Annotated in this window: 19 protein-coding genes and 1 tRNA gene; 12 read left to right on the top strand and 8 right to left on the bottom strand. The window is 69.1% G+C overall.

Features of this window, described 5'->3' with window-relative positions:
• Positions 1-12: 12 nt before the first annotated feature.
• Together TSB10GB4_RS01535 and TSB10GB4_RS01530 are read right to left on the bottom strand one after the other, a co-directional pair.
• Positions 13-1,197: a GGDEF domain-containing protein gene (locus tag TSB10GB4_RS01535; protein ID WP_186394278.1), complete on the bottom strand. Its 1,185-nt coding sequence runs from the start codon at positions 1,195-1,197 to the stop codon at positions 13-15.
• Between the two features lie 495 nt (positions 1,198-1,692).
• A tRNA-Ala gene (locus TSB10GB4_RS01530) sits at positions 1,693-1,768 on the bottom strand.
• Between the two features lie 340 nt (positions 1,769-2,108).
• On the opposite strand from TSB10GB4_RS01530, the gene TSB10GB4_RS01525 reads away from it, so the two are divergent.
• From TSB10GB4_RS01525 to folD, 3 genes are read left to right on the top strand one after another with little or no spacing between them, the layout of a single operon-like run.
• Positions 2,109-2,399 (top strand): YggT family protein, encoded by a 291-nt coding sequence (locus TSB10GB4_RS01525; protein ID WP_186394277.1) that lies wholly within the window; start codon positions 2,109-2,111, stop codon positions 2,397-2,399.
• A gap of 20 nt (positions 2,400-2,419) precedes the next feature.
• Positions 2,420-2,770: a DUF167 family protein gene (locus TSB10GB4_RS01520; RefSeq protein WP_186394276.1), complete on the top strand. Its 351-nt coding sequence runs from the start codon at positions 2,420-2,422 to the stop codon at positions 2,768-2,770.
• Between the two features lie 50 nt (positions 2,771-2,820).
• Positions 2,821-3,717 carry a bifunctional methylenetetrahydrofolate dehydrogenase/methenyltetrahydrofolate cyclohydrolase FolD gene (gene folD, locus TSB10GB4_RS01515; RefSeq protein WP_186394275.1) on the top strand — a complete coding sequence of 299 codons (897 nt, stop codon included), beginning with the start codon at positions 2,821-2,823 and terminating at the stop codon, positions 3,715-3,717.
• A 99-nt stretch (positions 3,718-3,816) separates the two neighbouring features.
• Here folD and TSB10GB4_RS01510 read toward each other — a convergent pair whose 3' ends face one another.
• Entirely contained in the window at positions 3,817-4,425 is a 609-nt protein-coding gene (locus tag TSB10GB4_RS01510; RefSeq protein ID WP_244296414.1) for a VUT family protein, read from the bottom strand.
• Between the two features lie 214 nt (positions 4,426-4,639).
• Complete coding sequence (gene rpmB / locus TSB10GB4_RS01505) at positions 4,640-4,942, bottom strand: 50S ribosomal protein L28 (RefSeq protein ID WP_186387515.1); 303 nt, start codon at positions 4,940-4,942, stop codon at positions 4,640-4,642.
• Positions 4,943-5,485: 543 nt separating this feature from the next.
• Between rpmB and TSB10GB4_RS01500 the strand changes: the two genes are divergently transcribed.
• The 3 genes from TSB10GB4_RS01500 to TSB10GB4_RS01490 all read left to right on the top strand — a co-directional run bounded on the left by TSB10GB4_RS01500 (position 5,486) and on the right by TSB10GB4_RS01490 (position 8,955).
• Positions 5,486-6,343 (top strand): DUF3108 domain-containing protein, encoded by an 858-nt coding sequence (locus TSB10GB4_RS01500; RefSeq protein WP_186387514.1) that lies wholly within the window; start codon positions 5,486-5,488, stop codon positions 6,341-6,343.
• A gap of 201 nt (positions 6,344-6,544) precedes the next feature.
• The gene (locus tag TSB10GB4_RS01495; RefSeq protein ID WP_186387513.1) at positions 6,545-7,498 is read left to right on the top strand and encodes an acetyl-CoA carboxylase carboxyltransferase subunit alpha; all 954 of its coding nucleotides are present in this window, start codon (positions 6,545-6,547) and stop codon (positions 7,496-7,498) included.
• Between the two features lie 272 nt (positions 7,499-7,770).
• Complete coding sequence (locus TSB10GB4_RS01490; RefSeq protein WP_244296412.1) at positions 7,771-8,955, top strand: murein L,D-transpeptidase family protein; 1,185 nt, start codon at positions 7,771-7,773, stop codon at positions 8,953-8,955.
• A gap of 35 nt (positions 8,956-8,990) precedes the next feature.
• On the opposite strand, the gene TSB10GB4_RS01485 is transcribed toward TSB10GB4_RS01490, so the two are convergent.
• The 3 genes from TSB10GB4_RS01485 to ispG are packed head-to-tail and all read right to left on the bottom strand — an operon-like array spanning position 8,991 to position 11,896.
• On the bottom strand, positions 8,991-9,719 hold the full coding sequence (locus TSB10GB4_RS01485) for a DUF429 domain-containing protein (RefSeq protein WP_186394273.1): 729 nt from the start codon (positions 9,717-9,719) through the stop codon (positions 8,991-8,993).
• A gap of 27 nt (positions 9,720-9,746) precedes the next feature.
• Positions 9,747-10,631, bottom strand: coding sequence for a pyridoxal kinase (gene pdxY / locus TSB10GB4_RS01480; protein WP_186394272.1), 885 nt, complete (start codon positions 10,629-10,631; stop codon positions 9,747-9,749).
• On the bottom strand, positions 10,628-11,896 hold the full coding sequence (ispG, locus tag TSB10GB4_RS01475) for a flavodoxin-dependent (E)-4-hydroxy-3-methylbut-2-enyl-diphosphate synthase (RefSeq protein WP_186394271.1): 1,269 nt from the start codon (positions 11,894-11,896) through the stop codon (positions 10,628-10,630). The genes pdxY and ispG overlap by 4 nt, the downstream gene beginning before the upstream one ends.
• Positions 11,897-12,080: 184 nt before the next feature.
• Here ispG and TSB10GB4_RS01470 point away from each other — a divergent pair, with 184 nt between their 5' ends.
• The 4 genes from TSB10GB4_RS01470 to TSB10GB4_RS01455 all read left to right on the top strand — a co-directional run bounded on the left by TSB10GB4_RS01470 (position 12,081) and on the right by TSB10GB4_RS01455 (position 15,928).
• Positions 12,081-12,992, top strand: a complete 912-nt coding sequence (locus TSB10GB4_RS01470; RefSeq protein WP_186394270.1) for a 4-hydroxy-3-methylbut-2-en-1-yl diphosphate synthase — start codon at positions 12,081-12,083, stop codon at positions 12,990-12,992.
• A gap of 90 nt (positions 12,993-13,082) precedes the next feature.
• Positions 13,083-13,838: a hypothetical protein gene (locus TSB10GB4_RS01465; protein ID WP_186394269.1), complete on the top strand. Its 756-nt coding sequence runs from the start codon at positions 13,083-13,085 to the stop codon at positions 13,836-13,838.
• A gap of 187 nt (positions 13,839-14,025) precedes the next feature.
• Positions 14,026-14,808 (top strand): 3-hydroxybutyrate dehydrogenase, encoded by a 783-nt coding sequence (locus TSB10GB4_RS01460; RefSeq protein ID WP_186394268.1) that lies wholly within the window; start codon positions 14,026-14,028, stop codon positions 14,806-14,808.
• A 103-nt stretch (positions 14,809-14,911) separates the two neighbouring features.
• On the top strand, positions 14,912-15,928 hold the full coding sequence (locus TSB10GB4_RS01455; protein ID WP_186385973.1) for a patatin-like phospholipase family protein: 1,017 nt from the start codon (positions 14,912-14,914) through the stop codon (positions 15,926-15,928).
• Between the two features lie 483 nt (positions 15,929-16,411).
• Here the strand turns inward: TSB10GB4_RS01455 and TSB10GB4_RS01450 are convergent, their stop codons facing one another.
• Complete coding sequence (locus tag TSB10GB4_RS01450) at positions 16,412-16,960, bottom strand: L,D-transpeptidase (protein ID WP_371328842.1); 549 nt, start codon at positions 16,958-16,960, stop codon at positions 16,412-16,414.
• 122 nt (positions 16,961-17,082) lie between these two features.
• On the opposite strand from TSB10GB4_RS01450, the gene TSB10GB4_RS01445 reads away from it, so the two are divergent.
• Together TSB10GB4_RS01445 and TSB10GB4_RS01440 are read left to right on the top strand one after the other, a co-directional pair.
• Positions 17,083-17,916, top strand: coding sequence for a pentapeptide repeat-containing protein (locus tag TSB10GB4_RS01445; protein WP_186394267.1), 834 nt, complete (start codon positions 17,083-17,085; stop codon positions 17,914-17,916).
• 131 nt (positions 17,917-18,047) lie between these two features.
• The coding region (locus TSB10GB4_RS01440) for an IS110 family transposase (protein ID WP_186394098.1) at positions 18,048-18,780 on the top strand (733 nt) is incomplete at its 3' end.

Raw genomic sequence — 18,780 nt, 5'->3', positions numbered from 1 at the left:
TTTCCGGCGCAATTATGAGTAGCCTTGCGTGGCAAGGTGGAACCGCGGCGGCCCGGACCGCGGGCGCTGCTCCTTCGATGCCAGCTTGTTCTCGTAAAGGCGCGCGTCGGCAAGGGAGAACAGGCGGTCGCCGTTGGACGGTTCCTCGTCGGAACTCGCAAGACCGATCGCGGCGGACATCGGTGCGGTGCTTTCGCCCAGGCTCAGCGGCGATGCGGCCACCTTGCGGCGGATCGCCTGGGCGAGGGCCTCGGCCTCGGCACGGGCGGTCTCGGGGAGCAGCAGGGCGAATTCGTCGCCGCCGAGCCGCGCCACCAGATCGCCCGGCCGCGAGCAGGACAGCAGAACTTGCGCGAAATGCGTCAGCGCCCTGTCACCGACAAGATGGCCGAACTTGTCGTTGAGGGGCTTGAAGTCGTTGAGGTCGATCAGGATCAGGCACCAGGGCCCACCGGCCTCTTCGGCCCCCTGCTGCTGCAACAGGTTCATGCGGCCGGCGAAGGCGCGGCGGTTGGCAAGGCCGGTCAGCGCGTCCGTTTCCGACAGGCCCCTCAGCTTTCGGTGGAGGCTGTCGACGGCCATCAGGGCAAAGCCGAGGTTCCAGACGATGCCGCTGAAGACCGTGCAGAGCAAGGCATAGGAGGCGAGCGCGTAATAGACCTTGTACTCCAGCGCCTCGGCCAGCACGGCCGCGTTGGACGCGATGACAAGGAGCTGCCCGCTGAGCGCCACCGCAAAGGCGATGGCGGCGATCCTCGTGCCGATGCCGGAGAACCGCTTGCGAAGAAGCTGGAAAAGACAGGCCAGCATCACGATGGACTGGCCGGAAGCATAGACGATCGCGCGGCCGCGTCCGCTGTCGTGCAGGGCGATCATCAGGGCGGCGGCGGCGACGGTGAAGGCGATCGCCACGGTCCATCCGCCCTGTTGACGGTCGAACCGCCGCAAACCGATCCAGAACTGCGCGAACCCCAGGATGATGATCGTGTTGCCGAGGACGGCGGGGACCAGCGCGCCCTCGTTGCCCTGCGTCGCCAGCACGAGGCCGCCCACCAATGACAGCAATGTCCCGGCCAGCCAGTATTGGGCCGCCGTGTGCGGGCGGTACATCCAGGCGAATCCCGCCCAGACCGCCGACACGGTCAGCGAGTTGAGAAAGATCAGAATATAAAGCGTCATGAAGTCGAGATGCGGCATCGTGTGTCATCCTGTCGCTCCCCCCCATAGGAGAGGGCAGATGAACGGCGGCTGAACCGGATCGCTCAAATTTTAGGGGCCTGACCCTAGGCGGCGGGAGGGGCGCAGGCGGAGCGCCGTGCCGCGCGGGACGCGGGATGCCGTTGGCGGCCTTGCCCGCTGCCGTTCGCTGCGCAGGTCATCCTGCCCGCGCGGGCGACCTTGCAGGTCAGTGCGCAGGGCCTTGGCCGGCGCTTCCGGTGCGTGATTTCAACGAAAGGGGAAAGTGGTGGAGGAGAGCGGGGCTCCCGCGAGCCGGAACAATGCCGCGACTGGGGCCCGGGCTTTGGCCCGCCCCCGCGGAGCAGGCGAGCGAAGCGAGTTTTGCGTGAGCGAAAAAGTGGTGGAGGAGAGCGGGGCTCCCGCGAGCCGGAACAAGGCCGCGACCGCGGCCCGGGCTTTGGCCCGCCCCCGGCGGAGCAGGCGAGCGAAGCGAGTTTTGCGTGAGCGAAGAAGTGGTGGAGCCGAGGGGAATCGAACCCCTGACCTCTGCAGTGCGATTGCAGCGCTCTCCCATCTGAGCTACGGCCCCGCTCGTCGAGCGTGAGCGGCATTTAGGGGAGGGCGGGCGGTCCTGTCAAGCGTTTCCCCCACCGGCCGGGACGGCCGCCAACAGGTTGCCGGGACGGGCGCCGACAGGCTACCGGGACGGCTGTTGAGGTCTGCCCCGAGAGCCCCTGAGCGCGCGCCCTGGAGCACTCTCGGCGCGCCGGCGAGGCGGCTGGCGCGAAGCTGGCAAAGGGGATGGCGAAAGCCCGGCGATCTCCCCTGCGCGGCGCTCGGACACGTGGGCCTGGAGCCTTGCGGCGGGCGCGCGTGGCGGCTACATGAGGGGAACAGCCCCTTTCGCTCCAGCCGGAGACCCGTTCCCGATGCGCGCCATCCTTGATGTGATCTTCCTCATCCTCAATCTCTACACATGGGTGATCATCGCCAGCGCGATCTTCTCCTGGCTCTATGCCTTCAACGTCATCAACTCGCGCAACCAGTTCGTCGCGATGATCGGGCAGGTGCTCTACAACCTGACCGAACCCCTGCTGCGGCCGATCCGCCGCTATGTGCCGGCCATGGGCGGGCTCGACCTGTCGCCGATCGTGCTGCTGCTCGGCATCTTCCTGCTGCAGCGGGTGCTGGCCTATTACGTCTATCCCAACGTCTTTTGAGGCGCGCCGGGCCAGCCGCGATGAAGAGCGCAGCGGACACGGCCTGGAGCGTGACGAAGGACGGGGTGCGCCTTGCGGTGCGGGCAACGCCGCGCGCCGCGCGCGACGGCATCGACGGGCTGACGCGGCTGTCCGACGGGCGTAGCGTGCTCTGCGTGCGGGTGCGGGCGGTCGCCGATAAGGGCGCGGCCAATGCGGCCGTCGCCAGCGTGCTGGCCGCCGAACTCGGCCTTGCCAAGAGCGACGTGCGGCTGACCGGTGGGTCGACCGCCCGGCTCAAGACATTTGTCCTTGCCGCTCGCGATGACGCGGACGCGCAAGCGATTGCCGCTCGCCTGGCCGACATCGCCGGCGGCGGGCAGCTAAAGTAACCCGACTTTGCCCGACTTTGCCCAACTTTGACGGTGTTCCCGGAGGTTTCATGACTGCAAAGCTGATCGACGGCAAGGCGCGGGCGGCGCGCCTGCGCGCCGACGTGCGCGGGGCGGTGTCCGCGCTGAAGGCCGGCCCCGGCGTGAGGCCCGGCCTTGCGGTGGTGCTGGTCGGCGAGGATCCGGCAAGCCAGGTCTATGTCGCCAACAAGGTGCGCCAGACCGAGGAGTGCGGCATGCGCTCGATCGAGCACCGGTTGCCGGCGGACACGCCGGAGCCGGAACTGCTCGCCCTGGTGGCGCGGCTCAATGCCGACCCGGACGTCGACGGCATATTGGTGCAGATGCCGCTGCCGGCGCAGATCGACACGGACAAGGTGGTGCTGGCGATCGACCCGGCCAAGGATGTCGACGGGCTGCATCCGACCAATGCCGGGCGGATCGTGCTCGGGCGGCCGGGCCTGGTGCCCTGCACGCCGAAGGGCTGCGTGATGCTGGCGAGCGAGGCGCATGGCGGGGATCTCTCCGGCCTCGAAGCGGTGGTGCTCGGCCGCTCGATCCTGGTCGGCAAGCCGGTCGCGCTGCTGCTGCAGAACGCCAATTGCACGGTGACCATGGCGCATTCGCGCAGCCGCGACATCGCCGAACTGTGCCGGCGCGCCGATATCCTGGTGGCGGCCGTCGGCCGGCCGGAAATGGTGCGCGGCGACTGGGTGAAGCCGGGGGCGACGGTGATCGATGTCGGCATCAACCGGGTGCCGGCACCCGAACGCGGCGAGGGCAAGACGCGGCTGGTCGGCGACGTCGCCTTCGATGAGGCGGTCGAGGTCGCCGGCGCGATCACGCCGGTGCCGGGCGGCGTCGGGCCGATGACCATCGCCTGCCTGCTCGCCAACACGGTGCAGGCGGCCTGCGCGCGCCGGGGCCTGCCGGCGCCGGCGCTGTAGGAGGCGCAGGAGAGGGGGGCTGCGCACGAGCGCTGCTCCCCCCGGAAACGAAAAAGCGCGCCGGAGGGCGCGCTTTTGTGTCTCGAGAGCTTCGCCGGATCAGGCGCGGTTGGCGCGCTCGCTGACGGCGGCCGGCACCAGCACGGCGAGCAGCAGCCGGTAGGGCACCAGCAGGGCGGTGGCGACCAGCAGCTTCACCGTCAGGTCGCCGGCGGCCCAGGACAGCCAGCGCGGCGCCTCCAGCGCGAAGATGCCGAGGAACGGGGCGGCGGCGGTGGCGAACTCGTCGCCATAGCCGAGCAGCGGGGTGGCCGCGAGCGAGAAGGCAAGGCCGAAGAACAGCACCGTGTCGAGGACCGAGGCCAGCGCCGAGGAGACGGCAGGAGCCAGCCACCAGGCGAAGCGGCGCAGCCGGTGGAAGACGGCAATGTCGAGCAGATGCGCCAGCAGGAAGGCGGAACCGGAGGCGACCGCGATGCGCGGGGTCGCCAGCCACACCGACAGCAGCACGGCCAGTGCGAAGCCGACCAGCACGACCTTGCGTGCAGCTACCGGGCCGAAGCGGCGGTTGGTGAGGTCGGTGACCAGGAAGGCGGCCGGATAGGTGAAGGCGCCCCAGGTCAGCAGGTCGGCAAGGTCGAGCCCGCCGAGGCGCGCCGCGACCGGATATTGCACGAGAATGTTGGAGGCGACGATGACCGCCGCCATGGCGACGACCGCCTGCACGGCCCGGGCGGCGGTGAAGGAGGCCGGCGTGAAGCGGGAGGAGGTTTGCGTCATGGCGAAAAGGTCCCGGTCTGGTGGGGTTCGGAACCGGCCGCGCCGATGCCGGAACGCGAAAAGAGGCGCGATGGCGCCTCTTGCAAGCTTGGTCGTCGGTGATCGCATCAGGCCCGGCAGGCTCGCCTGCCGGATGCGCGGATCAGGCCGCGGCGGCGGCCGAAGCGGCGAGGCGGCGCTTGATCTCGGTGCGCAGGATGCGGGCCTTCGGCGACAGGTCGCTCTCGGCGGCCTTCAGCAGGAAGGCGTCGAGGCCGCCGCGATGCTCGACCGAGCGCAGGGCATGGGCGGAGATGCGCAGCTTGTAGGTCTCGCCGAGCGCGTCGGAGATCAGCGACACGTTGCACAGGTTCGGCAGGAACCGGCGGCGCGTCTTGTTGTTGGCGTGGCTGACGTTGTTACCGGTCATCACGTCCTTGCCGGTGAGTTCGCAACGGCGTGCCATGGGACACCTTTTTCTTTGTTTTCGGGACAGGCCCGATCGTTTCAAGGGTCTCGGGGCGAGCCCCGATCGTTTCAAGACGGGGCGGATGCCCCTTTCGGAGATTGCCGGGGCGTTCGCGGACCGCACGGCCCGGCGCCCATTGACCGGCAATGGTTGAAAAGTCGGCCTGTGCTATACGGGGCGCGCGCCGCGCCGTCAAGGCATCTTGCACGGGAAAGCGCGAAAGCCGCCGGGCGCGGCGGTCCCATGCTCGCCCCGCCGTGGCAGCGCGGCAACGCGGGCGCGAAACGGCAGGCGATGCCGGCCGTGTCATTTGCACTGCGTTAACCATGCGGTTACCCTGTCTGGCGAGAATGCAGGCAGGAGCGGCGCGCCGTCCCGCATGGCAAGGTCCGGTTGTCCGGGCAGGCCGTCCGGTCCGTGCGGGGCTGGTCTTCGTTGTTCCGGCCAGGTCCGGCCTGTGTCTCGACGGGGCAAGGGGCAGGTTCGGCAGGGTCGAGGTGTGTCAGGCCGGCCGTGGCCGCGCGGTGTCATGAGGTTCCGATGTCCAGGCTCTCTGTTTCCCTTGCAAGGTCCCGTCGCCTGCTTCCCGCAGGGCTGGCCGCTGCCGCCCTGTTCGCCGCCCCGTTCGCCGCCTCCCCGGCGCTGGCGGAAACCGCGCGGCTCGGCGGTGTCTACGACATCTCCGTTTCCGGCTTCAAGATCGCCCGCGGCTCGCTGTCGCTGGTGCTGCAGGCCAACGCCTATTCGGCCAAGGTCGGCATGGAGCCGGCGGGCATCGGCACGCTGTTCTCCGCCGGCAAGGGCGGGGCCGAGGCCTCCGGCTGGGTGTCCGGCAAGAAGGTGGTGCCGTCCAGCTACAAGATGGCCTCGCGTGCCGCCGACCGCGATTTCTTCGTCGACCTGGCGCAGGGCTCGGGCGCGGTGCGCTCGATGCAGGTGACGCCGAAATTCAAGCCCAATCCGGAGCGGATCGAGGTCACCAAGCAGCACATTCGCGACGTGGTCGACCCGCTCAGCGCCATCCTGATGCCGGTGAAGGCCACCAAGGGCCAGCCCGACGCCTCGGTCTGCGACCGCCGCATCCCGGTGTTCGACGGCTGGACCCGCTTCGACATCCAGCTCGGCTACAAGGAGGTCCGCGAGGTCTCCGGCAAGGGCTATGACGGCAAGGTGGTGGTGTGCTCGGCCCGCTGGATCCCGGTCGCCGGCCATCGTCCCTCCACCCAGTCGGTGCAATACATGGCCGAGAACCGCCAGATGGAAGCCTGGCTGGCGCCGCTCGGCTCGGGCCGGGTCTTCGTGCCCTACCGGATCGAGATGGGCACCAAGAGCGGCACGCTGGTGGTGGAGCCGCGCCAGCTCGACTTCAAGCCCGGCAACGATCAGGCCGCCCGCTGAGACAAAACAGCTCCGAACTGACCTCCGATTTCGCAAGCGCCGGCGCGGACCGTTCCCGCCGGCGCTTGCATTTTCGGCGCCGCGAGCCCATGTCGACGCGGCGGGCAACTTGACAGCGGCAGCCTCCCTCGCCAGTGTCGCGCCGCAACTGACCCGGCGCCGGCATGAGGCCGCGCCTCCGACTTTCTGGACCGGTATCCGATGCACAGCTTTCTCGAGTTCGAAAAACCCGTCGCCGACCTGCAGGGCAAGATCCACGAGTTGCGGTCGGTCGCGGGATCGGGCGAGACGGTCGAGGTATCGGGCGAGATCGAGCGGCTGGAGGCGAAGGCCGAGCAGACCCTGCGCGACCTCTATTCGCGGCTGACGCCCTGGCAGAAGACCCTGGTGGCGCGCCATCCGGACCGGCCGCACGCGGCCGACTACATCACCGGGCTGGTCGACGAGTTCACGCCGCTGGCCGGCGACCGCGGCTATGCCGAGGACGCGGCGATCATCGCCGGCATCGGCCGGTTCCGCGGCCGCTCGGTGGCGATCCTCGGCCAGGAGAAGGGCGCCGACACCCAGTCGCGGCTCAAGCACAATTTCGGCATGGCGCGGCCCGAAGGCTACCGCAAGTCGGTGCGCATCATGCAGATGGCCGAGCGCTTCGGCCTGCCGGTCGTCTCCTTCGTCGACACCGCCGGCGCCTATCCGGGCATCGGCGCCGAGGAGCGCGGCCAGGCCGAGGCGATTGCCCGCTCGACCGATGCGTGCCTCGCACTGGGAACCGCCAACATCGCCCTGATCATCGGCGAGGGCGGCTCGGGCGGGGCCATCGCCATCGCCACGGCCAATCACGTCGCCATGCTGGAGCATGCGATCTACAGCGTGATCTCGCCGGAGGCCGGCGCCTCGATCCTGTGGCGCGACAGCGCCAGGGCGCAGGACGCGGCCACCAACATGAAGATCACCGCGCAGGACCTGATCCAGCTCAAGGTGATCGACGAGATCGTCGAGGAGCCGCTCGGCGGCGCGCACCGGGCCAAGGCCATCGTCATCGACCGCGCCGGCTCGGTGCTCGACGCCGCGCTCGCCCGCTTCGACGGCATGAGCGCCGGGGAGATCCGCGCCCATCGCCGCGACAAGTTTCTCGCCATCGGCCGCTCGCTGTAAGGCCGGCGGCACCGCCCGTCGCTCCTCGCCGCGAAAACGCCGGAATCTTGCGTCAGCAAGACGATACGGGGTGGGGACCGACCTCAGACAGGCTCGGCTGTTGCCGGTCGGGACGGGACTTGCGCTCCCCGAGGGTAACCCCCATTTGACTGGTCTTGCGTGTTGCAGCGGCTCATATTGTCCGCATGACGGGCAGGGGCACGAGCTTCGGACGGGCAGGCATGATGGCGCCGGGTATCGCGCGATTTGGCAGGAACACTCGCAGGGTGCTGATGACGCTGGCTCTGGCCGGCGCGCTCGCCGGCTGTCAGGCCGACGAGATGATGGGCACCGGCCCGAAGCACCTGCGGGACGTCAGGAGCAGCATCAAGACCAAGATGTCGGGGCTGGACATGACCATGTCGAGCCCGATCATGCTGCGCATCTTCAAGGAAGACTCGACGCTGGAAGTGTGGAAGCAGACCCGCTCGGGCCGCTACGCGCTGTTGCAGACGTTCGAGATCTGCAAGTGGTCGGGCGAACTCGGTCCCAAGGTCAAGGAGGGCGACCGGCAGGCGCCGGAGGGCTTCTACGAGATCACTCCGGCGCTGATGAACCCGAATTCCAGCTATCATCTTGCCTTCAATCTCGGATTTCCCAACCAGTTCGACCGCTCCCACAACCGCACCGGCTCGCATCTGATGGTGCATGGCGCCTGCTCCTCGCGCGGCTGCTACGCGATGACCGACGAGCAGGTGCAGGACATCTACGCGCTGGCACGCGAGAGCTTCAAGGGCGGCCAGCGCTCGTTCCAGGTGCAGGCCTTCCCCTTCCGCATGACCGCGGAAAACATGGCCAAGCACCGCAAGTCGGAGCATTACGACTTCTGGCAGATGCTGAAGCGCGGCTACGACCATTTCGAGGTGACCAAGCAGCCGCCGAAGATCGACGTCTGCGAGAAGCGCTACGTCTTCGACGCGGTGCCGCTGGTGGAGGGGGTGCCCTTCCGCGCCACCGCGAAATGCCCGGAATTCAGCGTACCGCCGACGGTCGAGATGGCGGTGGCGCAGAAGCAGCGCAAGGACGAGCAGAAGATCATCGAGATCGCCGAGGCGGAGGAGCGGGCCGAGCGGCGCCGCGCCCAGATCGCGGCGATCTTCGGCGGCGGCAGCAAGACCGCGAGCGCGCCGGATGGCGACACACCGGCCGCGGCGCAGGACGGCCAGCCGGTGGCGGTCGCCGCGACCACGCCCGCCGCCACGCCCGCCGCCACGACGGCCACCACGGCGACGACCACGGTCGCCGCCGGCCCGGCGGCCGATGCGGCCCAGGCGCAGAAGTCGGCTTTCGCCCCGACCGAGGCGACGTCTTCGGGCGGCTTCTTCAGCCGGCTGTTCTCCGGCGGCGGCTCGAAGACGGCAGAGGCCGCCGAAGGCACGCCCGCGCCGGACGCGCCGGTTCCCGCCGCCAAGCCGTGATCGCCAAGCCCTGATCATTGGGATTGTCGTAGGTTTTACGCCCAGATCGCCATGCGAAGGCCCCTTGCGTCGCGCTCCGGCGCGCGCGGGAACGGCGTGGCGAGCCCCTGCGCGATGCGCTCGGCGATCACCGCGTTGACGCAGGCATCGATCAGATCGTCGCGGCCGGCCCCGGAGGGCGGGCGCTGGCGCAGGAAGGCCTCATCATAGCCGTAACGGCCCAGCAGGGCGATGCGTTCCTCGATGCCGGGCATGCTGGCCGCGCTTTTCACCTTTTTCGGCAGGCTCATCGCCCGTTCGCCGTTGAGCCGCCAGAAGGCAAGCTCCGGGTGGACCTCATGGACGCGCACCTCCAGCGCCGGGGTCATCACAGCGTCGATCTCGCGGATCTTCGGGAAGAGGTGAAAGGCCTGGCGCGAGACCTTGCGCGGCGGATCGGAGGTGGCGAGCGCGGCGGCGCAGGCCTCGCCATAGTCGTCGCAGAAGACGGCGGCGCGCGCCGGCACGGAAAAGACCGAGGACTGGCGCTCGCCGAGCAGCGGACGCACGCAGCGCTCCGGCCCGCGTCCGCCAGCGCCGGCGCGCTCCGGCAGGCCGATGGGCATGTCGACGGCAAGGACGGAAATGCCCGGATCGGCGAGAAGCTCGGCGAAACGCGGGAGCTGCAGCAAGGTGTGGCGCGGCGGGGCGTCCTGCGCCTCGTAGTCGCGCAGGACCGCGATCCACCCCAAGCGGCAGCCATCGATGCCGGCGACCCGCAGCATCCCCCGCGCCTCCCGCGTCCCGGCCGCTCAGGCGCGCAGCGGCGCGTCGAGCACGCGGCGGCAGGAGACCAGCGCCATCGGGTTGACCAGCGAGGACTGTTCGTCGGCGAGCAGCAGGTCGCGGGCCCGCCGCTTGACCGAGCGGGCGACCATCTCGAACACGGTGCCGGCGGAGCGCTTCAACACGGTCTCGTCGTCGAGCCCGGCCAGCAGTCCGGCGGTGAACATGGCTGCCATCAGGTCGCCGGTGCCGTGCGGCGCGTCCGGCACCAAGCCATGTTCGGCGGCGATGGTGGCGCGCGGCGTCACCAGCAGGTTGCAGGTGGCATTGCGGCGCAGGGCGGGGGCGGAGGTGACCAGCACCCGCTGCGGCCCGAGCGCGCGGGCGGCGGCGATGGCCTCGGCCTCGCTCTCGATCCGGCGCCCGCTCATCCATTGCAGTTCGAAGAGGTTGGGTGTCGCCACATCGGCGAGCGGCAGCAGCGTGTCGCGCACCGCCGCGGCGGTTTCCGGCGGCACATAGAGATCGCCGTTGTCGCCGCTGATCGGATCGCAGAGATAGAGCGCGCGCGGATTGGCCCTGCGCACCGCCGCGACGAGGCGGGCGACGGCGGCGGCCTGTGCCGGACTGCCGAGATAGCCGGAGACGACGGCGCCGATGCGCGGCAGCAGATCCGCCGTGATCAGGTTCTCGGCGAGGGCATCGAAGCCCGCATCGTCCTGGACATGGCGGTGGCCGCGCCCCTCGTCGGGATTCCAGGGCAGCAGGATGGTGGGCAGGAACCAGACCCGGTGGCCGAGCCGCTCCAGCGCGAAGACGGTGACGCGGCCACCAACGGATCCGCGCACCACCTGGGAATTGACGACGAGGATGTCGCGCGCGTCCGTCGCGGCGGGGGTGAGCGTGCTCATTCGGCGGCGGACCGTTCGGAGCCGAAGCGGGTGCGGATATAGTCGTCGACCATGGTCTTGAAATCCTCGGCGATGTTTGGCCCGCGCAGGGTCGCGACCTTCCTGCCGTCGACGAAGACGGGGGCGGAGGGCGCCTCGCCGGTGCCGGGCAGCGAGATGCCGATATCGGCGAACTTGCTCTCGCCGGGGCCGTTGACGATGCAGCCCATCACCGCGACGTTGAGCGCCTCGACGCCGGGATATTTCTCCCGCCACACCGGCATGGAGCGGCGGATGTCGTCCTCGATGTCGCGGGCGAGCTCCTGGAACACCGTGGAGGTGGTGCGACCGCACCCCGGACAGGCGGCAACGACGGGAATGAAGGCGCGGAAGCCCATCACCTGCAGCAGCTCCTGCGCCACCTGCACCTCGCGGGTGCGGTCGCCGCCGGGCTCGGGCGTCAGCGACACGCGGATCGTATCGCCGATGCCCTGCTGCAGCAGGATGCCCATGGAGGCGGCGGAGGCGACGATGCCCTTGGTGCCCATGCCGGCCTCGGTGAGGCCGAGATGCAGGGCATAGTCGCAGCGCGCGGCGAGATCCGCATAGACGGCGATCAGGTCCTGCACCTGGCTGACCTTGGCCGACAGGATGATCTTGTCGCGGCCCATGCCCAGCTCCTCGGCCCTTGCGGCCGACAGAAGCCCGGAGCGGACGATCGCCTCGCGCATCACCGCGCCGGCGGAGACGGGGGCGGGGCTGGCGGCGTTCTCGTCCATCAGATGGGTGAGCAGTTCCTGGTCGAGCGAGCCCCAGTTGACGCCGATGCGCACCGGCTTGTCGTGCTTCAAGGCGATCTCGACGATCTCGGAGAACTGCCGGTCGCGCTTGTCGCGGAAGCCGACATTGCCCGGATTGATGCGGTATTTCTCCAGCGCCTCGGCGCAGGCCGGATGGTCGGTCAGCAGCTTGTGGCCGATATAGTGGAAGTCGCCGACCAGCGGCACATGGACGCCGATCCGCTCCAGCCGCTCGCGGATGCGCGGCACGGCGGCGGCGCTCTCGTCGCGGTCGACGGTGATGCGGACGATCTCCGAGCCGGCGCGGGCCAGTGCCGAGACCTGCGCGACGGTGGCGTCGATGTCGGCGGTGTCGGTGTTGGTCATCGACTGGACGACGACCGGGGCGCCGCCGCCGACCGTGACCGAGCCGACCCTGACCGGCACCGAGACGCGCCTTGCGGCCGGTCCGGCCTGCGTTTCGCGGATGGGGCTGTTGCTCTGCATGTCGCCGACCTGTCCCGATCTCGCGGCAGACCGCGCCGCCGCCTCGCAAGGATACCGCCGATTGAATAGGGCGCGCCACGGTGTTTCGCAAGGCCGCCGCCGCCTCGCTTGACGCGGGCGGTGCGAGACCGCATCTGAAGGGAGCCGCGCCCGGGGCCGGCACCGGGCAGGGAGCCTGACCATCATGCTGCTACTGATGCTGAGCCGGACGCTCGATCTCGCCCGCGACCGGCTGGGCGCGCTGTTTGCCGCCGGCTGGGGCTACATGCTGTTGCTGGTGGCGCTGAACGTGGCGATCAGCAGCCACTTGATGCCGGTGACGGGCTTCTCCACCGGCTCCTACATGCTGGAGCCGCTGGCCGGCGGGCTGGGAGCGGATCGGGAGCGGGCGTTGCGGGCCCTGGCGGCGCTGGCCAATGTCGCCACCGGGTTCTCCATCGCCGTCGCCTATCTGCGGCGGGTGCTGCTGGGCGAGCGGGCGTTTCCGCTCGCCTTCGGCCGCCGCCACGTCAGGGTTGCGTGGAAGCTGCTGCTGCTCGGCGTCCTGTTCGTCGCGTTCTTCGTGCCCTTACTGCTGCTGGGGGCGATGCTGGCGCCGGTGACGGGGCCGATCGGCGCGGCGCTGCTGCTGGCGAGCCCCTTCATCGCGCTGATGCTGGTGCAGCGCTTGTCGCTGGTGCTGCCGGCGGCGGCGCTGGACGACACCATGTCGCTGAAGGACTCCTGGCATCTGACCGCCGGGATCGGCTGGGCGCTGGCGTTCGCGGCGCTCGCCGTGGCGCTGCTTGCGGGACTGGCGTCGGGATTGTGGGTCGGGCTGGTGTGGCTGATCGGCAATGCCTTCGTGCCGGCCACCGGCATGGCCGCAGAGCTGCGCTCGGCGCTGGTGCCGATGGGGGTGATGGTGATCGTCACCTGGCTGTTCGGCTCGCTGCACGCCACCGCCTATGCGCTGACGCGCGAGCGCTTCGTGGAAAAGGCCGGCCTCAGTCTCGCGGATGCCGAACGGGCAGCACAGCGGCGGACCGAGGCGGAGCGCGCGCGGGCCCGCGCGGCGGTGCGTTCGGTGCTCGGCGACCGCTCCGGGCGGGAGTGAGATCCCGCGCAGGACGCCCGCCTTGCGATCATGACTTGCCTCGCCTCCCCGCCTGTCGCAGAACTGGACAGTTTTTTTGAAGGGGGCTCCATGTTGGCAAGGACAACCGGCCGGCTGTTCACCGGCACGTTCAAGGCGCTGTTTGGCGATTTCGACGGCTTCGTGCGCATCGTCTGGGCCTGGTATGTGCTGGTGGCCGTTGTCGCGGCGCTGGGCCGGATGCTGGCGGCCGACTCCGCCGCCGTCGCCGCGGTGGTGTCGGTGGTGTGGCTGTGCTCCTCCGCCTCCATTGCGGTTGCCTGGCACCGCAACCTGCTGCTCGGCGAGCGGCCGGCGGCGTTCAACCTGACCTTCGGACGGCGGGAGATCGCCTATCTGCTGAAGACGCTGCTGATCGCCCTGATCGCGGCGGTGCCGGCCCTCGTGCTGATAACCCTTGCCAGCGCGCTCGTCACGGTGGGGGTCGTGGCGCTGAGCGCGTTGGTGGTGCTGGCGGTGTTCCTCGTGCTGCCGCCGATCATGCGGCTGTGCCTGGTGCTGCCGGCTACCGCGCTGGACGAGCCGCTCGGCTTCGGCGAGGCGTTTTCCCGCAGCGCCGGCCTCGGTGTGCCGATGGCGCTGGCCGGCGTCGCCACCGGCCTGTGCGTCGGCGCGCTGGATCTCGGGCTGACGCAGCTCGCCGGCCTGCTCGGCGGCGGGGCGGCCTTCGGCGCGATCGCCGTGTTCATCCTGTCGCTCGGGCTGCAAATCGCCATGACGGCGCTGCAGATCGGCATCCTGACCGGCGGCTATTACATCCTGCGCGAGCGCCAGATGGCGCCGCCGGCGCACACGCCCCCCGACTGAGGACGGGCCGTGAGCCGCCCGCGTGCGGCCGCGTTTCGGCCGGGGCTTGTTGCAGCGCAGCGTGATCTCATGTTCTATGTGGCGGCCTGCCGCCGGGCGCTTTCCTGAGGCGGGCGCACCGCCACGCGCCGGCGGCACCGATTTTCGGACCGTTTCCAGCGTCCGCCAGGACAGGAGATCCCTTCGCATGCTCACCAACAAGTCCGCCCTCGTCACCGGCTCCACCTCGGGCATCGGCCTTGCCATCGCCCGCATCTATGCGGCGAACGGCGCCAATGTGACGATCAACGGGTTCGGCGATGCCGCGGCGATCGAGGCGGAGCGCGCCGGAATCGAGAGCGAGTTCGGCGTCAAATGCCGCTACTCGCCCGCCGACATGACCAAGCCGGACGAGATCGCCGCGATGGTGGCGGAGGCCGAGGCGGCATTCGGTTCGCTCGACATCCTCGTCAACAATGCCGGCATCCAGCACGTCTCGCCGGTCGAGGAGTTTCCCATCGAGAAGTGGGACGCGATCCTCGCGATCAACCTGTCCTCGGCCTTCCACACGATCCGCGCCGCGGTGCCGGGCATGAAGACGCGCGGTTGGGGCCGGATCATCAACACCGGCTCGGCGCATGCGCTGGTCGCCTCGCCGTTCAAGAGCGCTTATGTGGCGGCCAAGCACGGCATCGCCGGCCTCACCAAGACCATCGCGCTGGAAGTCGCCCAGTGCGGCATCACCGTCAATGCGATCTGCCCGGGCTATGTCTGGACGCCGCTGGTCGAGCGGCAGATCCCCGACACGATGAAGGCGCGCGGGCTGACCGAGGAACAGGTGAAGCGCGACGTGCTGCTGGCCGCGCAGCCGACCAAGGAATTCGTCACCGTCGAGCAGGTCGCCTCGCTGGCGCTGTATCTGGCCGGCGACCAGGCGGCCTCGATCACCGGCACCATGCTGCAGATGGATGGCGGCTGGGTCGCCCAATAGGCCTTTCAGGACAGTCAGCGGCTGCGGATCGCCCGGCACAGCGCCGGGCGAGGACGCCCGCGACATATCCCCGACCGATCCAACGAGAGACCCGAGGTAACCGATGAGCAAAGGCCCCAAGCCGATCAACCTCGCCCTGCAGGGCGGCGGCGCGCATGGCGCCTTCACCTGGGGCGTGCTCGACTGGATGCTGGAAAGCAACCGTTTCGTCATCGAGGGGATCAGCGGCACCTCGGCCGGGGCGATGAATGCGGTGGTGCTGGCCGACGGCTTCCACAAGGGCGGTGAGGAGGGCGCGCGCGAGGCGCTGGAAAAGTTCTGGAAGGCGGTCAGCGACCAGGCCTGGCTGAGCCCGCTGCGGCGCTCGCCGATCGACATCATCATGGGGCAATGGAGCCTCGACATGTCGCCGAGCTATCTCGCCTTCGACATCGCCTCGCGCTTCGCCTCGCCTTACGAGTTCAACCCGCTCAACATCAACCCGCTGCGCGACGTGGTGGCGAAGGCGGTGGATTTCGAGGCGGTGCGCGCCTGCGACCGGATCAAGGTCTTCGTCAGCGCCACCAATGTGCAGTCGGGCAAGATCAAGGTGTTTTCCGACGGCGAGATCACGCTCGACGCGGTGATGGCCTCGGCCTGCCTACCGCATCTGTTCCAGGCGGTGGAGATCGACGGCGTGCCCTATTGGGACGGCGGCTACATGGGCAACCCGCCGCTTTTCCCGCTGTTCGGCACGACCGGCACCAGCGACACGGTGCTGGTGCAGATCAACCCGGTGGAGCGCAAGGAGACGCCGCGCACGGCGCGCGAGATCCTCAACCGGCTCAACGAGATCACCTTCAACTCGACGCTGCTGCGCGAGATGCGCGCGATCGAGTTCGTCACCCGGCTGATCGAGGACGGCAAGCTCGACCTGAAGCACTATCAGAAGGTCCATATGCACCGGATCTCGGCGGTGGAGCTGAACCCGCTGCAGGCCTCGTCCAAGGTCAATGCGGAATGGCGCTTCCTGACGCATCTGCGCGACATCGGCCGCAAGGCGGCGCAGGACTGGGCGGATGAGAATTACGAGGCGGTCGGCACGCGCTCCAGCGTCGATCTGCGCACCGAATTCCTGTGAGGCACTGTCCCGGGTGATTCGCCGGACGGGGGACGAGCCGCGACCCGGCCGGCATTTTCCGCGCTTCGTTAACCGATCTTAACCGGCTTCGCGCTTCGCCTCGCGGAATGCGTCGCAGGACCGGTTAGCGACCCGTTAACGGGGGCGATATCTTGGGCTCGGGAAGGGTGCGCGCACCAGATCTGCCAAAACCAGCGTGCCAACGATTTGGCAAGGGTTTTGCTCCATCATTGGCACGCTGATAGTCAGGTTGTGCGTCGTCAGCGATTGGCGGACGAGGGAAGGCGGCAAATGCGACCCCGCTGTCTTCCTTCGTCCCGCCAGCATCCGTCCCGCCAGCATCTCATCCGGACACATGAGCTTCATGCTCCGGATTGCGACCGCCGAACGGCGCAAGGCGCCGCGACGGCTGCAACGTCCGATGATTATTCCCCAAGTCCAGTCGCTTGCGCAACCGGCCCGGCCGGCCATCGCCGGTAAAGGTTACCGCGTGATGACGATTCGCGCATTCTGTTTGCCGGTCTCCAGGATCAGTTCGAACAGGCGGCGGGCATTGTCGGGATGCAGGCGGACGCAGCCGTGGGAGGCGGGGCGGCCGAGATTGCGGATCTCGGTGGTGCCGTGGATGGCATAGCCGCCGTGAAAGAAGATCGCATGCGGCATCGGCGAGCCGTGATACCTGCTGGAGAAATAGCGGCGATACATGCGGCCGGGACGGAAATTGCCGACCGGCGTGCGATAGCCGCGCCGGGCGGTGGACACCGGCCAGTCGTGGATCTCGACGCCGTTCCTGTAGACGCGCATGCGCTGGTCGGACAGATCGATGCGGGCGGTGATGTCGGCCGCCGCGACCGGCGGCGTCAAGGCCAGGGAGGTGGCCAGGAAGAGCATGAGGAAGAGCAGCAGAGAGCGTGCTCGAAAGACGGCCGGCACAGCGGCGCGCAGGGCCTCTGCCCCAGGCCGCCGGGCGCTCGTCGGCGAAGTCTTGCCGGCAAGTTGCCTCATGTCTTCCTCAAGGTTCGGCTGCGACATTCCGGCCCATCCATCCCCAGGATATTAACAGCGAAATATCGGAAGATGCCCTTAAATTGCCGGCCGAATGGCCTTACCTGTCAGGAACGGGAGAGGCGCCGGGCCGACGGGAGAGGTTCGAGATGACAAGATCAAGTGGCGGACTGCAATGCGCGCTCGCCTTCGCCGCGCTGATGGCCGCCGGCCAGGCGCTGGCGGAGACCGATGTGGAGCGGCTGAAGCGCAGCGGCGAATGCGCCGGCTGCGACCTGCGCCTGTCGGAACTGCGCGGCCTTGCCATCGACAGCGCGATGCTGGAGCGGGCCAACCTGCGCGAGGCGGACCTCAAGGAATCCGTGCTGACCGGCGCCAATCTCAAGGGCGCGGACCTGCGCCGGACGGAGATGGAGCGGGCCAATCTGGCCGGTGCCGACCTGACGGGCGGATCGATGCGCGGCGTCGACCTGGAAAAGGCGGTGCTGACGGGTGCAAGGCTCGACGGCGCGGATCTGCGCAATGCCGACCTGATCGAGGTCAACCTGGAGGGCGCGAGCCTGGTCGGGGTGGACCTGCGTCAGGCGCTGCTCATCCGCATCTCGGCCGAGGGCGCCGATTTCAGCAAGGCGAAGATGGACAGCGCCAATCTGGAGCGCGCCAACCTGACCGGAGCCAACCTTGCCGGGGTCCGGGTGTCCTATGGCGATTTCGACCGGGTCAGCGCGGTGGGCGCCAATTTCCAGGGCGCCGACCTGAGCGGCGCGCATTTTTCCAGCGCCGATCTCACCGGCGCCAATCTCTCTGGCGCCAATCTCGATGGTGCCCTGATGCGCCGGACCCGGCTGGTCGGCGCCGACCTGACGGGCGCGCGCGGCCTCGACGGGGCGCGCATGGTCGGGGCCTGCGGCGATGCGACCACGAAGCTGCCCGCCGGCATCGCGCTCAAGACCTGCAGCGATATGGATGACAAGGACCGCTAAGGCGTGGGGTGTGCGCCGGTGTGCCTTCGCCGCCGCTCTGGCAACCAATAGGCTCCGTTGGGGTGGACGGCCCCCATCCGGCGTCGTTTTGCGCCAAGATGATGGTCCCAACACATCGAAGGAGCCGCCCAATGAACGAGATTACGCGCATCGGCATGGACACGTCCAAGCATCTCTTCCAACTCCACGGGGTTGATGCCGCCGGAGAGACGGTGCTGCGCAGGCAACTGCGCCGCGGGCAGCTTGAAGCGTTCTTCACGAGCTTGCCGCCGGCGCGGGTGGTGATCGAGGCCTGCACCGGCGCCCACCACCTGGCGCGCCGGCTGCGAAGCTGGGGCCACGAGCCCCGGCTGATCGCGCCGCACCGCGCCAAGCCCTATGTCGGGCGCAACAAGAACGACGCGGCCGACGCGGCCGGACTGTGCGAGGCGGGCGGGCGTCCTGGCATGCGCTTCGTGCCGGAGAAGAGCCCCGAGCAACAGGCCCGGCTGATGCTGATGGGCGTGCGCGCCAGCCTGATCCGGGCGCGCACCCAGGTTGCCAACGCGATCCGCGGCTATGCGGCCGAGTTCGGGCTGATCGCGCCCAAGGGGCTGTGCCGCATCGAGACGCTGCTGGAGCAGGTGGCGAGCGACCCCGCCCTGCCGCCGCTCGCCCGCAAGCTGTTCGCGCTGCAGGGCGAGCAATATGCCGCGCTGGCGCCGGCGCTTGCAAAGGTCGAGGCGGAGCTCGAAGCGTTCGTGCGCGACGACGACCTCGCCCGGCGGCTTAAGGCGATCCCTTCGGTGGGACCGGTGGGCGCGGCCTTGTTGACGATCAAGACGCCGGATCCGCGCGTGTTCGCCTCGGCCCGCGGGTTTGCGG

Source organism: Stappia sp. TSB10GB4 (assembly GCF_900185745.1).
Classification (GTDB): domain Bacteria; phylum Pseudomonadota; class Alphaproteobacteria; order Rhizobiales; family Stappiaceae; genus Stappia.
This window is presented reverse-complemented; position numbering and strand designations above follow the sequence as displayed.

Bases quoted from the DNA above. Each gene is read 5' to 3' on its own strand.
- TSB10GB4_RS01535 (WP_186394278.1), bottom strand. From the start codon at position 1,197: ATGCCGCATCTCGACTTCATGACGCTTTATATTCTGATCTTTCTCAAC.
- TSB10GB4_RS01525 (WP_186394277.1), top strand. From the start codon at position 2,109: ATGCGCGCCATCCTTGATGTGATCTTCCTCATCCTCAATCTCTACACA.
- TSB10GB4_RS01520 (WP_186394276.1), top strand. From the start codon at position 2,420: ATGAAGAGCGCAGCGGACACGGCCTGGAGCGTGACGAAGGACGGGGTG.
- folD (WP_186394275.1), top strand. From the start codon at position 2,821: ATGACTGCAAAGCTGATCGACGGCAAGGCGCGGGCGGCGCGCCTGCGC.
- TSB10GB4_RS01510 (WP_244296414.1), bottom strand. From the start codon at position 4,425: ATGGCGGCGGTCATCGTCGCCTCCAACATTCTCGTGCAATATCCGGTC.
- rpmB (WP_186387515.1), bottom strand. From the start codon at position 4,942: ATGGCACGCCGTTGCGAACTCACCGGCAAGGACGTGATGACCGGTAAC.
- TSB10GB4_RS01500 (WP_186387514.1), top strand. From the start codon at position 5,486: ATGTCCAGGCTCTCTGTTTCCCTTGCAAGGTCCCGTCGCCTGCTTCCC.
- TSB10GB4_RS01495 (WP_186387513.1), top strand. From the start codon at position 6,545: ATGCACAGCTTTCTCGAGTTCGAAAAACCCGTCGCCGACCTGCAGGGC.
- TSB10GB4_RS01490 (WP_244296412.1), top strand. From the start codon at position 7,771: ATGACGCTGGCTCTGGCCGGCGCGCTCGCCGGCTGTCAGGCCGACGAG.
- TSB10GB4_RS01485 (WP_186394273.1), bottom strand. From the start codon at position 9,719: ATGCTGCGGGTCGCCGGCATCGATGGCTGCCGCTTGGGGTGGATCGCG.
- pdxY (WP_186394272.1), bottom strand. From the start codon at position 10,631: ATGAGCACGCTCACCCCCGCCGCGACGGACGCGCGCGACATCCTCGTC.
- ispG (WP_186394271.1), bottom strand. From the start codon at position 11,896: ATGCAGAGCAACAGCCCCATCCGCGAAACGCAGGCCGGACCGGCCGCA.
- TSB10GB4_RS01470 (WP_186394270.1), top strand. From the start codon at position 12,081: ATGCTGCTACTGATGCTGAGCCGGACGCTCGATCTCGCCCGCGACCGG.
- TSB10GB4_RS01465 (WP_186394269.1), top strand. From the start codon at position 13,083: ATGTTGGCAAGGACAACCGGCCGGCTGTTCACCGGCACGTTCAAGGCG.
- TSB10GB4_RS01460 (WP_186394268.1), top strand. From the start codon at position 14,026: ATGCTCACCAACAAGTCCGCCCTCGTCACCGGCTCCACCTCGGGCATC.
- TSB10GB4_RS01455 (WP_186385973.1), top strand. From the start codon at position 14,912: ATGAGCAAAGGCCCCAAGCCGATCAACCTCGCCCTGCAGGGCGGCGGC.
- TSB10GB4_RS01450 (WP_371328842.1), bottom strand. From the start codon at position 16,960: ATGTCGCAGCCGAACCTTGAGGAAGACATGAGGCAACTTGCCGGCAAG.
- TSB10GB4_RS01445 (WP_186394267.1), top strand. From the start codon at position 17,083: ATGACAAGATCAAGTGGCGGACTGCAATGCGCGCTCGCCTTCGCCGCG.